This is a genomic window from Halomonas sp. NYA30 (assembly GCF_976980765.1).
Window position 1 is genome coordinate 4,446,955 of the sequence record NZ_OZ334477.1, and the last position, 12,880, is coordinate 4,459,834.

Genomic DNA, 12,880 nt, shown 5'->3' on the forward strand with positions numbered 1-12,880 from the left:
CATTTCTATCATTGAAAAAGCGGCTTTAGAACACGCAAAAAGGTGCCTGAATAGGCACCTTTTTGCTTTGGACGATTACTTGGCAACCGGCGTTTCAGTGGGCTGAGGAGACAAAGGTTCAGCCGATGCCTCTGGGGACGGCAAGGCCGCCGTGCAGTGTCCACACCGTGTGGCTTTGATAGGCACCACCATTAAACAATACGGGCAAGGCTGCTCCGTAGGACTCGCAGGCGCCACTGCCTCTTCGCGCTTTAACCGGTTGATGGTGCGTACCAACAGGAACACCACGAAAGCGACAATCGTAAAGCTGACGACCGCATTAATAAACAGCCCCACGTTCAATGTCACCGCCCCAGCGGCTTGCGCATCCGCCAGCGTCGCATAAGGGCCACCCACCGCCCCTTGGCGTAACACCACAAACAGATTTGAAAAATCGACACCGCCTACCAGCAACCCAATCAGCGGGTTCATCACATCAGCCACCAGGCTCTGCACAATCAGCGTAAACGCCCCGCCGATGATGATGCCCACCGCCATATCGACCACATTGCCTTTTACCGCAAATTCTCGAAATTCCTGGAAAAATTTTGTCATTGAGCTTTCCTTATAACCATGTCTGTACTGGTAATAAAGAATAGCGCAGCTTTAATATAGGCACTTAAAAAATATAATGTTAGTAGCTACAAGTCGCTATTTTAAGCTTGTCTGGAGCTTAAACCATGCTAGGGCTACTCAACATAGCACCAGGGCTACTATCAAAGGCAAGTGACCCAAGCCATCAAAATTTCTAGCGGCACGACATCAAGTTCCGATGCCAATAATGGCCAAAACTTCCTTACCGCCAGAAAGCTGAGTATTAACTTATTTTGACACTAAATTACCTGAAAGGTATGGCAGCCATGGATTTCACAAAGCTGGTCGTAGAGCTTATCGTTGCCACGGCCCAACTAGGTGCGCACCAGCCCACTTCCGTTTCGGATCACTGTCAAGCAGTCGATAAGCCACGCTGCGGCCATTGATGGTATGAAAAGCCATATCTGCCTCCGTTAAACCCGTTCGATCAGCGTAGCGATACCCTGCCCTACGCCAACACACATGGTACACAGTGCGTAGCGCTTGCCGCTGTTTTGTAGTTCATGAGCAGCGGTGAGCAGCAGGCGTGCGCCGGACATGCCCAGCGGATGCCCTAGGGCAATCGCGCCGCCGTTGGGATTGACGCGAGGGTCGTCATCGGTCAGCCCCAGGTCGCGCATACAGGCTAACGCCTGGGCGGCGAACGCTTCGTTGAACTCGAATATATCAATATCGTCCATGGCGATACCGGTGCGCTTGAGCAGTTTCTGCACTGCCGGTACTGGCCCGTAGCCCATGATGCGCGGCTCAACGCCCGCCGTGGCCATGCCGATAATTTTCGCCATCGGCTTAAGACCATGCTGTTTGACCGCTGCTTCGCTGGCAACCAGCATCGCCGCCGCGCCGTCGTTGACGCCAGAAGCATTGCCTGCGGTAACGCTGCCGCCTTCACGGAAGGGCGTAGGCAAACCTGCCAGTTTTTCGAGCGTGGTTTCCCGTAAATGCTCATCCTGGTCAAAGATCAGCGGCTCCTGCTTGCGGCGCGGGATCTCGATTGCCGTGATCTCCTGGGCAAAGCGCCCCGCTTTTTGAGCGGCAGAGGCTTTCTGCTGGGAGCGCAGGGCAAGAGCGTCCTGATCTTCGCGAGAGATATTGAACTGCTCGGCGACGTTCTCTGCGGTCTCCGGCATAGACTCGACACCGTAGGCTTTCTTCATCAGCGGGTTGATAAAGCGCCAGCCGATGGTGGTGTCTTCGAGCTTTTGATTGCGCGCGAAGGCGCTATCGGCCTTGCCCATGACGTAAGGCGCGCGGGACATGGACTCCACACCGCCTGCCAGCGCCAGCTCCATTTCACCGGCTTTAATGGCGCGAAACGCGGTACCCACCGCGTCCATACCCGAGCCGCAAAGGCGGTTCATGGTCGTGCCGGGCACTGAGGTAGGAATGCCCGCCAGCAGCGACGACATACGCGCCACATTGCGGTTATCTTCACCGGCCTGGTTGGCGCAGCCCATAAAGACTTCTTCAATGGCAGCAGGGTCGAGATCCGGCGCTTCCGCCAGTACGGCTTTAAAAATCGTCGCGGCGAAATCATCCGGGCGTACGCTGGCCAGAGTGCCACCAAAACGTCCCACGGCGGTGCGACGGGGATGACATAGAAAGACGTCTTGCATAACAACATCGCTCATAAATAGATCCTTTATGCGTCCGCGTGGGCCCGCTCGGTGCGCGCTTTGAGCTCACGAAGAATTTCAAGCTCATTCGCACTGGGTTCAGGTGTGCTTTCAAGCTGCTCGGCAAAGCGCACTTCCCAGCCGGTAGCCTCAATCACTTCCTCGCGACTCACACCGGGGTGCAGTGACACCACGACCAGCTCTTTGCTGCCCGGGTCGGGCTTCATCACGCACAGGTCGGTAATCACGCGGGTGGGGCCCTTGCCGATATTGGGCACGTTGTCGCGCCCTTTCCCGTCGCGGCCAAAGCCAAGGGTGGTGACGAAGTCGACATCTTTCACAAAGGCACGCTTGGAGTGCTTCAAAGTGATAAACACTTCACCGGCGTTGGTGGCGATTTCCGGCGCACCGCCGCCACCCGGCAGGCGAACCTTGGGCGCTTTGTAATCGCCGATAAGCGTGGTGTTAAGGTTAGCAAAGCGGTCGATTTGCGCGGTACCTAAAAAGCCCACGTCGACTTTGCCGCCCTGGAGCCAGTAGCGGAACATCTCCGGCACCGCCACGGTGGTGAGCGCCGATTCGCACAGCTCACCATCCCCAATAGATAACGGCAGAATATCGGGCTTGGTCTGCAGCGTGCCGGACTCGTAAATCAGCACTACATCGGGGGCGTGCGTCAGCCGTGCCAGGTTGGCGGCTTCCGAGGGCAGCCCGATACCCACAAAGCAGGTCATGCCATTTTCCAGCGCCCGCGCGGCGGTCACCGACATCATTTCAGAAGAGGTGTATTCCAGACTCATCAGGCTTGGCCTCCCACGTTATCGGCGGCATTAAAAACGTTGTTGTCGAGCCACTGGGTGAAGGTGTCGCGATCGCGAGCGATGGCATCCCACTCTTTATAGAAGCGGTTGCTGCGACCGTAATAGCCGTGGGTGTACGAGGGCAGCGCACCTTTCTCGGCTACCGCAATGGCGCTGATAGCCCAGCTGGGAATCACACAGGCGTTGGGGGTAGCCCTCAGGTCATCAACAATCTCTTCCACCGTGACAATACTGTGCTTGGCGGCTAGTACGGCTTCTTTTTGTACGCCGACAATGCCTTCTACCAGTACATTGCCTTGGCGATCCGCGCGCTGGGCGTGAATGATCGAGACGTCCGGGCGCACTGACGGCACGGCCGCCAGGCGCTCACCGGTAAACGGGCACTCTATGAATTTGATTTGATCGTTGACGCTGGGCAGTTCACTGCCGATATAGCCGCGGAAAACGGCCAGCGGCAAACCCGCTGCACCGGCTTCAAAGGCGCAGGCCATGGCCGCGTGGCTGTGCTCAAGAATCTCGATCTTGCGCGGCCAGCCTTTCTCAACCGCATCGCGCAGGCGGTGAAGCGATCCCACGCCGGGGTTACCGCCCCAGGAGAAGATCACCTTTTTAGCGCAGCCCGCGCCAATCATCTGATCGTAGATGATATCGGGGGTCATGCGGATCAGCGTCAGGTCACGCTTTTTCTGGCGGATCACTTCGTGACCGGCGGCAAACGGAATCAGGTGGGTAAAGCCTTCCATGGTCACGGTGGCGCCGTCTTGGACGTAGCGCGCTACCGCGTCATGCAAGCTGAGAAACTCGGACATGATGGGTGCCTCAACAAAATTTATAGTACTGTTCGCAATGCGAATATTGATTCAATATACGAACAATAAAGTATGGAAAGAATGCGCACCCGTCAATCCATAACTGCGGTAAATTGAGGCTTAGTAATCTAATCAATGTTCTTAAAGAACCAATACCGATGTTTTTTATTATACTTTGGTATCAAGTTTGTTGATAAAAATTCTTTTAAAACAATACTTTAAAAAATAGTTCGCAATACGAACTGTAATTCTCTTGACGAACTACGCCTCTAAACACATTCTCGGTAATTTTCAACCCAGTTGTCCAAATGGCTGCCTCTAAGCAGCCCGTTTATTACGCTCAACTTCCTGCAGCTTGCCAGGGTTGAGCGCTACCGAACCAGGTACTTCCCAGTTTCGGGTGTTGCCTGACCAGCGCTGTGGATGTCGGCGCTTGGCGCTTTCATACACCGCTTTGCGATGTTCAAGGCGTTCTCGGTCGACACCTCGATGCCGATCAGCGGGCGTCACGTAGCGAAGGCCACTGTGCAGGTGCTTTTCGTTGTAAGCACGTTCGAACGTCAGCATCCAGTCACGTACCGCGTTTAGCGATGCAAAGCCCTTTGTAGGCCATGCGGGGCAATATTTGACGGTGCGGAACAACGCTTCTGAGTAAGGGTTGTCATTGCTCACTCTCGGTCGGCTGTAAGACATCAACATCCCAAGCTCTGTTAACCTCGCTTTCAGCGTATAAGACGTCATCGGCGCACCGTTATCCGAGTGCAGCACTGGAGGCTGGTGCCAGCAACCTTCGCGCAATAAGGCGCGTTCCAGCAGGTGTTTCGCTAACTCGCCTGATTCCGCATCGTGGACTTCCCAGGCGATGATTTTGCGACTGTAGATATCCATGATCAGGTAAAGATACCAGTGCTGGCCACGCACAACGGAAGAGCAGTAGCTGATGTCCCAGCACCAGACTTGGTTAGGCCCAGTGGCCGTAAAGCTCGTCGGCTCAGGCACTGGGCGACGTGGCTTCATGCGCCCGCGGTGGTGCTGCTGTTGGTGCTTTTTCAGTACCCGATAGAACGACGACTCGGAGGCCAAGTAGACCCCTTGATCAGCCAGTGACGGCACGATCTGAGACGGCGGTAGGCTTCGATACTCGGGGCGATTGCAGGCGTTTAAAATGGCCTGTTCCTCCTCATGAGTCAGCTGATGCGGCTGACTGCCTTGTACCGCGTGTAGACGCTGATCCTCAGCCACAGCGCCCTCCCCAGAACGCCAGCGTTTCAGCGTGCGCTCACTCACGTCGATAATCGCCGCTGCTTGATAACGGGAAGCGCCCCCGGTGACCGCTTCATCAAACAACGCAATGAGCCTTGCACGTTCCTCAAGCGGTGTCAGTCGTCCCCGCCGCTGTTCGGGTCTTCGCCGTACAAGGCGTCGAGCTTTTTTGAGAGCACCAGTAACGAGGTGGTTTCCGCTAAGGCTCTATCTTTGCGGCGCACTTCCGCTTTGAGCTGTTTGATCGTCTTACGGTCTTCTTTACGCTGCTTTTGTGCCGTTTTTTGCTGATCGTCTTGTTGACCAGCGCCCTGGAGACAAGCGGCTTTCCACTGCTGGATCTGCTCGGGATAAAGACCTTTTTCGCGGCAGTAAGCCCCAAGCTCTGTTTCTGACAGGGTGGCAGTTTCGATGACCACCGCGAGCTTGGCGTCTGGCGACCATTCGCTGTCGCTTTGGGTGTAACCCGGCACAGGTACTCCTTTTTCTCGACACTGTTTTAACCAACTATACAGCGTCGCGTCAGAGATGCCTTCTTCAGTGGCAACTGACACCACACTACGATTGTGGGGCGGCAGTAACTTTTTCAAGACAGCCGCTTTACGCTCTTTAGAATAACGTGGCACACGTGCTCCATGCCGCTCCCTCTGGATGTGATTTAGGCGATATTGCCAACTGGACAACTAGGCTGACAGAGGGGGTTCTCGTAGGCACTAAAGGGCTTTGTTAGGGCCTACAAAAGCTTTTATATACTGTAAGGAGTTACACTAATGTCTAATAAAGAAAATAAGAGCATTGCTTCAATTTTTGGCGAAGGGGGGCGACCAAAGAATAGTCAACGCGAAATTAAAATTATCGATACCACTTTTCGTGATGCACACCAGAGCCTATGGGCGACGCGAATGCGTACTGAACATATGATGGGCATTGCAGAGTAAGCGTTCATCCTACGACGTAGTTGACCTACTTCACGTCACGCAGAGGCCTAAGTAACTCCGGCGAGACCTTGTACTGTTTCCTGCCTTCCTCGCCCAGCACGATCACACTCTTGCGGTTGATCTTGGTGACGATCCCCAACACCGGTCCTTCTCGGCCTTCGAAGGTCACTTTCAGACCAACCCGCAACCGACTCAAGGCTTGCAGGGTTTCCTGTTCTTGCAGTTCATCAATGCGCTGGCAGATGTACTGGTTCAGTTCCAGCAACTCGTCGATGCTCATGTCCTCAATGCGCATGGACGACCTCCACCGGTGTGAGTTGCGTGGCTTGTCGGTCCGGATGACGGGGATCGATCAGAGCCCGTAGCGGATTCTCGGCGAACCGGATTTTCCAGCGCCGTGGAGTCAGGTTCGCCACTTCACTGGCGGGATGCTGACTGACGCGTTGCAGCACGTCCACCAGGTAAGTGTAGGGGTTAATATCGTGCAGCTTGCAGGTGCTGATCAGGCTCTGGATGATGCCCAGGTGTTCCGCGCCCAGTTCGGTCCAGCAGAACATCCAGTTTTTCTTGCCCATTGGAATGGGGCGTAGCGCCCGTTCCAGGTGGTTGGTGTCTGGCTGCACGTCCGGGTTTTCCAGGAACACGGTCAGGCTCGCTTCGCGACCGAGCACGTAGTTCAGGGCCTTGGTCAGCGGGTCGCTGGGCACGAGGCCGCCTTGTGCCAACTGATCCCGGCACCACTGGAAGAAGTCGCTGACCACCGGTTTCGAGTGATCCAACCGGTACTGGCGTTTCTTCTCGCCAGTCAGCCCCTGGGTTTTGATGGCCTCTTCATTCCGGTACACCTTGGCGATCTGTTGCAGCGCGTTGGTGACTGTCTCCGGGTGATCTTTCTGTGCCTCGATAAAATAACGGCGACCATGCACCCAACATTGGGCATGGGTGACGCTCTCCTGAGCGGCAGCGTAGCGGGCATAGGCCGCGTAGCCGTCACTGATCAGGGTGCCGCTGAACGATTCGCTGAGTACTTCTTCGATATGGGCACGCCCACGGCTGTTCGAGTAGGTGAACACCACCTCGTCGGCATCGCCGTATAACGGCCAGAACCAGCCGGTTTTCATCTTGCCCTTTTGCGGGCCGGCCCGGCCCTGATGACCGGCTTTGATGGGCGTTTCATCCATGGCCAGCACCCGACTGCGCAGCACATTGTCGGTCTGGGCATCCACGATGGGTCGCAACAGGTCGATGGCACGCTTGACCAGGTTCGTCAGGGTGCTGCGACTGACGGTGATACCGGCCTGCTGGATGCGCTGGTGTTGACGATACAGCGGCAGGTGGAACTGGAACTTGTCCACCAGCAGCCCGGCCAGCAGGCTGACGTCGGCCAGGCTGTTGTCCAGCACGTTGAACGGAGCCAGAGTCGTCACCGGCTTCTCGGCCCCCTTTCGCCGGAACACCGGGCGTTCGCACTTAAGCACCACATAACTGGAGGCACGCTGGGCCAGCCGGTAGGTGGTCTTGCTACCGATCACTTCGTACTGGTCAGCCTCCGGCCCGGTCAGTTCCGGTGGCAGGTGCTCAATGACCTCCATCGGCACATCGGCGGTAAAGCGCAGACCGGAGTCATTCAAGCAGTCGTCGTCCCGCTGCTTTTTGCCGGTGCCGCGCTGATAGGCCTTGATGGTGCGTTTTTCTTCGCCAGCAGGCTGCTCCGGCAGCGGTGCTTCATCGGGCTGGAACAGGCTGTTCTGGCCCGGCAGATCAAACACCTGCTTCTCGGACTTGGGGCCGAACAGCTGCTTCTTGAACCAGTCCAGCTGGCGCTGCAGGATCTGGACCTGCTCACGCAGCAGTGCATTCTCATCGGCCAGAGCCGAGGAGGACGATGCATTGGGACAAGGATCAGAAGCCGTTGAATTCATGACCGATATTATACCGGAAGTCCGTCTTCTATACCCCTCGAAAACGCTTGAACTGGCGGTATTTCTGCACCTCAATGCCATCGATCAGCAGTTGCAGATCCGTCAGGGTCAGGGCTCGCTGCCCCGAGGCAGATAATGGCACCCGGAACTGCCCCTGCTCCAGGCGCTTGGCCCACAGGCAGTAACCGGTGGTCGTAAAATACAGCATCTTCATCTGAGTCTTGCGGCGATTGACGAAGACGAAATACTGGCCGCTGAGAGGGTCGTGCTTCAACTGATTCCGGACCAGGGCACTCAGGCCCCGGAACGATTTGCGCATATCGGTGGGCTCGGTGCACAGCCAGATCCGGGCCTGACTATCGAGCCCGATCACCCGTTCTGGCTCAGCCGCAGTTCAACGCCATTGCCCAGGCTGAGCACAATGTTCCAGCCTGGGCCGGAGGATTGCGATGTGTCCATCAGTGACGACAAATCCAGAAAGCTGGCTTCACCGGATCCAGCCGAATCATCGGCCGACGGATCAGACAGGCGCTTGCGCCAGTTGCAGAAACTCGCGTAACCAATGTTCTCTTGTTCGCAGAACTGCCGAGCTGACAGACCACTGTCACGCTGCTGATTGACCAAAGCCTGCCACTGGTCGGGTGTGCGGTGCTTTCTCATGGCGATAACCTCGTGTTGGAAACTGTGAGGTTACTTTAGGGCGAATTTTAGCGGGGTGGCAGAACGTCGCGGAATGGACGCTTACATTGCAGATACAATGAACAGTGCTGGTTTCCATCACATTGATATGATGGCACCTATCCAGTTTGATGTATCTGTGCGTTATCTCAAGGAAGATCCATGGGAACGTGTAAGAGAATTACATAAAGCAGCCCCCGAAACTAAGTTTCGTGCATTAATTCGTTCAAAAAATATCGCTTCATTCGACTTTCTCCCTGATGATGTAATTGATGGGTGGGTCGATCAACTATATAACAATGGCTTCCGAGTTATTGGCGCATTTGATGGATTAAATGATGTTTCCAATATAGTTGGTTGCTTAAAGCGCGCCAAAGCATTAGCCCGAATTTCTCACAGGGGATAATAGAAAGCGGCTGAAAGTGTTATTATTTCAGGACGTTACACCAGAAAAAACACCAACAGCCGCTATCCAAAATGGTACCTGAAAAACTGACCTTCTCGCCACTCTCTCGCCGTCAAATTGAAGCCGATTTTTCCGGCGGTCACATCACCTCCGATGCCGGACTGTTTTTGCTGCGCGAGGTCGATAAACAACATCGCCTGACTCGCCGACTAGCCTCGGTACTTCACGATCCCCGGGATCCAGAACAGATTCGCCACCGGCTAGACACCATGGTTCGTCAACGGGTATTTGGCGTGGCCGCTGGATACGAAGACCTGAACGATCATGAAGCCCTTCGCTTTGATCAAGCGCTGCAAACGGCGGTTGGCCAGGACGACTCCTTGGCAGGCAAGTCCACGCTGTGCCGGATGGAGCAGCAGGCGGATCGGCAGGCGATAGTGAAGGCCCATCAACTACTTTGGCACCACTTCATCGAGCAGCACGAGGAGCCACCGGCGGAAATTGTGTTGGACTTTGACGGTACCGATATCCCGGTTCACGGCGAGCAGCCGGGCAAGTTCTTCAACGGCTACTACGACCACCATTGCTACTTCCCGCTGTATGTCTTCTGTGGCCGCCATCTGCTAGTGAGCTATCTGCGTACCAGTGACCACAGCGACAGCCATCACAGCTGGGCCATCCTGGCGTTACTGGTGCGCTTTATCCGTCAATACTGGCCCGATACGCGCCTTGTGTTACGAGGTGATAGTCACTTTTGTCGCTCCCGGATGCTCAACTGGTGCGATCGGCATCACGTTGACTATATCGTGGGTATCGGCAAGAACAGTCGGCTGCTCAAGGAAGTGGATGTGCCCATGATGCTGGTGCGCAAGACCCAATGGCAGGTGGGAGGGAAAGTGGCAGAGACGTTCCGCTTCCAATATCAAGCACACGCCTGGAAGTATCCACGCTGGGTGGTGGCCCGTCTGGAAGAAGGCGAACTGGGCTCTAATCCCCGGTTTATCATTAGTTCCCGTTATGACGACGGCTTCAAGCTCTACTACGAGCAGTACTGCGCTCGGGGCGACATGGAGAACCGGATTAAAGATCAACAGCTGAGCCTGTTTGCTGATCGTACCTCCAGCACGCACTGGTGGGCCAATCAGTGGCGTCTGATCTTATCGGGCTTTGCCTATACGCTGTTCGAGCGATTACGAACACACCTGAAAAAGACGCCCTTCGCGCGTATGAGCCCGAGCAATCTGCGGCTCAAGCTGATCAAGGTGGGGGCCGTCATTATCCGCAACACCCGGCGAATCCGGGTGCTGATGAGTGACAGCTACCCTTACAAGGCGGAACTATCCGATCTCGTCAGGCGGTTGGCTCCGGGCTGACTGCTCGGGCTCCCCCGGCCCGACTCAATGGGGGGAAGGGGGAAGTGTGTCTGGACGGTGGAAATTGGTTAAATAGTAGACAATCTGAGCAGTCGTCATAGGCCGTTGGCGGTATTACGACCTATTTATGCAGCTCATTGAGGTGCAGTGAGAAATCCGGGTTAGGTGCCTATACTTTTGGCGCTCTTTCTTTCTGTGAAAGTCCTGTACATACAGATGAGCTTTTCGTAAAAACTGCAGTTGAACTGATTGAGCAAGCTGATGTAGATGCAATTATGCTTAAAGATGCTGGAGGCTTGCTTACCCCAGAACGTATTCGCACTTTAGTTCCTGCTATAAAAAAAGTAATTGGCGATCGTCCTCTTGAACTTCATAGCCATTGCTTGACTGCATTATGCCCATTAGTATATTTAGAAGCTGTCGAGTTAGGCTGCGATCTTTTACATACTTCTATTGCGCCTTTAGCCAATGGTGCTGGACAGCCAGCAACCCAAACCATCGTAAAGTCATTACGAGAACTAGGGTACGTAGTAAATGTTAATGATGAAAAAATTGAAGAAGTTAGCAGCTATTTTAAAAACATTTGTGAAGTAGAAGGAAAACCAGAAGGTAAGCCTGCTGAATATAACCCATTACATTATAAGCACCAGTTGCCAGGAGGAATGTTATCCAATTTTCATGCTCAACTAGAGACGGCTGGGCTGGGTAATCGGTATGAAGAGCTCCTAGAGGAAATTGCCCTAGTTAGAAAAGAGCTGGCATGGCCTATTATGATTACTCCTTTTGCTCAGTTTGTTGGAACTCAAGCGGTAATGAACGTTATTTCTGCCTGAATCCGTGAAGCCGGCGCCGACACTTTCCCTATCACCGCCAGCGAGCACTTTTTGATCATTCGCCCCGTGCAAGTTGGCTTTCGCAAGCCCGTTATTGCCAAAACCCACCGTGCTGATCGGTGCTGACGGCCCGTTTTGTCATGCCTTTCCACCCGCCAGGCACGACATATCTGGCGATCGCGTGTCGCTTGGAACTGCTTGTGGATAGAGTGTCGCCGATTGACGGTCAGCATGGCGTTCCTCGTGGATAACGCAGTCGGCTCCGCAGCGTCTTGAGCACCGTCATGCGCCCGATATCCTGCCCGAAGTCGAGGATGATCTGCCGTGCCTTGTGAATCACGAGAGCCGCACGGTGCACCAGCTCTTGTAGCACGGTGCGCAGCCGGCGCCGCTTGGCCGGGTGGCGAACCGGGCTCAGCTCGCCGGTCATGCCCAGCTGTCCCATCAGGCGCAGGATGTTGTAGGCCAACTGGGCGAGATGCAGGATCAGATCGTTGGTGGCGAACTTGCCGGACGGCAAGCGCTCCAGGTCGAGATCGGTCTTGATCTCGCTGTGAAACTGCTCATGGGTGGCATGCGCCTGGTAGCGCTTGATCACCGCCTCCGGCGCCTCGTCCAGGCTGGTCCACCAGCCTTCCAACTCATAGTCCGGTTCGAGCAGCAACTGGCCATCGCGATCGGCGGTGCGCTCTACCAGGCGCATCACGCGTTGGACGACGTATTCGGTCTTGTTGTCGTCGTGGATCGAGACGGCCTGCGTCCACAGCGCCTGGCGCTTGCCAGGACGCAGCTCTTCCCAGTAGTCCGCCGCCACCGCCAGCCAGGTATCTCGATCAGCCGTGGCCGAGCCGCGCGGGTTCCATTTGACGACATAGTCGAGCCGGCGCCCCTCGTCGGCAAAGACCTGGCGTTGCTGTTCGAGAAGCGCCAGGTGCGCCTGGCTGTCGAAGCCGCTGTCCTCGCGTAACAGGATCGGTTGCTTGGTCAGGCATTGGGCGCGAGGCAGTACCCGCTCCAGGAAGGCGTTGCTCTCCTTCATGGTGTGCTGCTTGCCAGGCCGCAGTTCCAGACCCAGGCACCACCCTTCGTTGCCCAGGTAGGCGGCGATCGGGGTGTAGCCATCGACCTTCTGGTAGGTCCGCGAGACGCCTTCCTTCTTCGAGTTGCTGTTGTCCATGACGAAGGTGTCGATGTCCAGGCAGACGTGCGTCGTCTCGGCGGTGATCGGTGCCTCGATCAGTGACAGCAGGGTCGTGGACCAGGTGGCGGTGCGCGCCTGCAGGTCGTTGGCGGCAAGTTTCTCCAGCCGCTGTCGCAGCGTCGCCGCGCTCGGCACCTTCTGCAGGGTCAGCAGTTGTTGGAAGGGCTTGTCGCGGCGGAAGTTCTCGACAGCGTCATAGTCGCTCATGCCCAGACACAGCAGGCCCAGGTAGCTCTTGATCACGTCACTGGTGCGCATGCCCAGCGTGGTGGGGAAGCGGCTGTCGATGCTGTCGACGCCAGCGATCTCGAAGCATTGCCCGATGATGGACAGCCCGGCGTGGCTGGTGAGGGTGCGGCGACTGGCGCGGAACTTGACGTTGGGCAT

Annotated in this window: 13 protein-coding genes and 1 pseudogene; 4 read left to right on the plus strand and 10 right to left on the minus strand. The window is 55.7% G+C overall.

The window, feature by feature from the left end; all coding sequences use genetic code 11:
- Window positions 1-75 precede the first annotated feature (75 nt).
- From mscL to ACWI0H_RS20635, 5 genes and pseudogenes are all read right to left on the minus strand, one after another.
- Window positions 76-594 carry a large-conductance mechanosensitive channel protein MscL gene (gene mscL, locus ACWI0H_RS20615; RefSeq protein WP_101146910.1) on the minus strand — a complete coding sequence of 173 codons (519 nt, stop codon included), beginning with the start codon at window positions 592-594 and terminating at the stop codon, window positions 76-78.
- Between the two features lie 452 nt (window positions 595-1,046).
- Entirely contained in the window at window positions 1,047-2,249 is a 1,203-nt protein-coding gene (gene pcaF, locus ACWI0H_RS20620; RefSeq protein WP_485876287.1) for a 3-oxoadipyl-CoA thiolase, read from the minus strand.
- Between the two features lie 26 nt (window positions 2,250-2,275).
- Window positions 2,276-3,049, minus strand: a complete 774-nt coding sequence (locus ACWI0H_RS20625; RefSeq protein ID WP_176302998.1) for a CoA-transferase subunit beta — start codon at window positions 3,047-3,049, stop codon at window positions 2,276-2,278.
- Window positions 3,049-3,879 (minus strand): CoA transferase subunit A, encoded by an 831-nt coding sequence (locus tag ACWI0H_RS20630; RefSeq protein WP_485874410.1) that lies wholly within the window; start codon window positions 3,877-3,879, stop codon window positions 3,049-3,051. Before ACWI0H_RS20630 ends, ACWI0H_RS20625 begins: the two co-directional genes overlap by 1 nt.
- 318 nt (window positions 3,880-4,197) lie before the next feature.
- A pseudogene (locus ACWI0H_RS20635) lies at window positions 4,198-5,768 on the minus strand (IS3 family transposase).
- A 144-nt stretch (window positions 5,769-5,912) separates the two neighbouring features.
- Here ACWI0H_RS20635 and ACWI0H_RS20640 point away from each other — a divergent pair.
- Complete coding sequence (locus ACWI0H_RS20640; protein WP_485874411.1) at window positions 5,913-6,080, plus strand: hypothetical protein; 168 nt, start codon at window positions 5,913-5,915, stop codon at window positions 6,078-6,080.
- A gap of 25 nt (window positions 6,081-6,105) precedes the next feature.
- Here ACWI0H_RS20640 and ACWI0H_RS20645 read toward each other — a convergent pair whose 3' ends face one another.
- Genes ACWI0H_RS20645 through tnpA form a run of 4 tightly spaced genes read right to left on the minus strand, consistent with a single transcriptional unit; the run spans window position 6,106 to window position 8,662 of the window.
- On the minus strand, window positions 6,106-6,375 hold the full coding sequence (locus ACWI0H_RS20645; RefSeq protein ID WP_062375866.1) for a hypothetical protein: 270 nt from the start codon (window positions 6,373-6,375) through the stop codon (window positions 6,106-6,108).
- Entirely contained in the window at window positions 6,365-8,002 is a 1,638-nt protein-coding gene (gene tnpC, locus ACWI0H_RS20650; protein WP_172416382.1) for an IS66 family transposase, read from the minus strand. The genes ACWI0H_RS20645 and tnpC overlap by 11 nt, the downstream gene beginning before the upstream one ends.
- 28 nt (window positions 8,003-8,030) lie before the next feature.
- Window positions 8,031-8,375, minus strand: coding sequence for an IS66 family insertion sequence element accessory protein TnpB (gene tnpB / locus ACWI0H_RS20655; RefSeq protein ID WP_004578760.1), 345 nt, complete (start codon window positions 8,373-8,375; stop codon window positions 8,031-8,033).
- Entirely contained in the window at window positions 8,372-8,662 is a 291-nt protein-coding gene (tnpA, locus tag ACWI0H_RS20660; RefSeq protein WP_172416383.1) for an IS66 family insertion sequence element accessory protein TnpA, read from the minus strand. The genes tnpB and tnpA overlap by 4 nt, the downstream gene beginning before the upstream one ends.
- Before the next feature lie 55 nt (window positions 8,663-8,717).
- On the opposite strand from tnpA, the gene ACWI0H_RS20665 reads away from it, so the two are divergent.
- From ACWI0H_RS20665 to ACWI0H_RS20675, 3 genes are all read left to right on the plus strand, one after another.
- Window positions 8,718-9,086: a beta/alpha barrel domain-containing protein gene (locus ACWI0H_RS20665; protein ID WP_485874412.1), complete on the plus strand. Its 369-nt coding sequence runs from the start codon at window positions 8,718-8,720 to the stop codon at window positions 9,084-9,086.
- A gap of 71 nt (window positions 9,087-9,157) precedes the next feature.
- On the plus strand, window positions 9,158-10,459 hold the full coding sequence (locus ACWI0H_RS20670; RefSeq protein ID WP_444676419.1) for an IS1380 family transposase: 1,302 nt from the start codon (window positions 9,158-9,160) through the stop codon (window positions 10,457-10,459).
- A 137-nt stretch (window positions 10,460-10,596) separates the two neighbouring features.
- Window positions 10,597-11,292 (plus strand): hypothetical protein, encoded by a 696-nt coding sequence (locus ACWI0H_RS20675; RefSeq protein ID WP_485874413.1) that lies wholly within the window; start codon window positions 10,597-10,599, stop codon window positions 11,290-11,292.
- Between the two features lie 226 nt (window positions 11,293-11,518).
- Here the strand turns inward: ACWI0H_RS20675 and ACWI0H_RS20680 are convergent, their stop codons facing one another.
- The gene (locus ACWI0H_RS20680) at window positions 11,519-12,880 is read right to left on the minus strand and encodes an IS1380 family transposase (RefSeq protein ID WP_485874414.1); all 1,362 of its coding nucleotides are present in this window, start codon (window positions 12,878-12,880) and stop codon (window positions 11,519-11,521) included.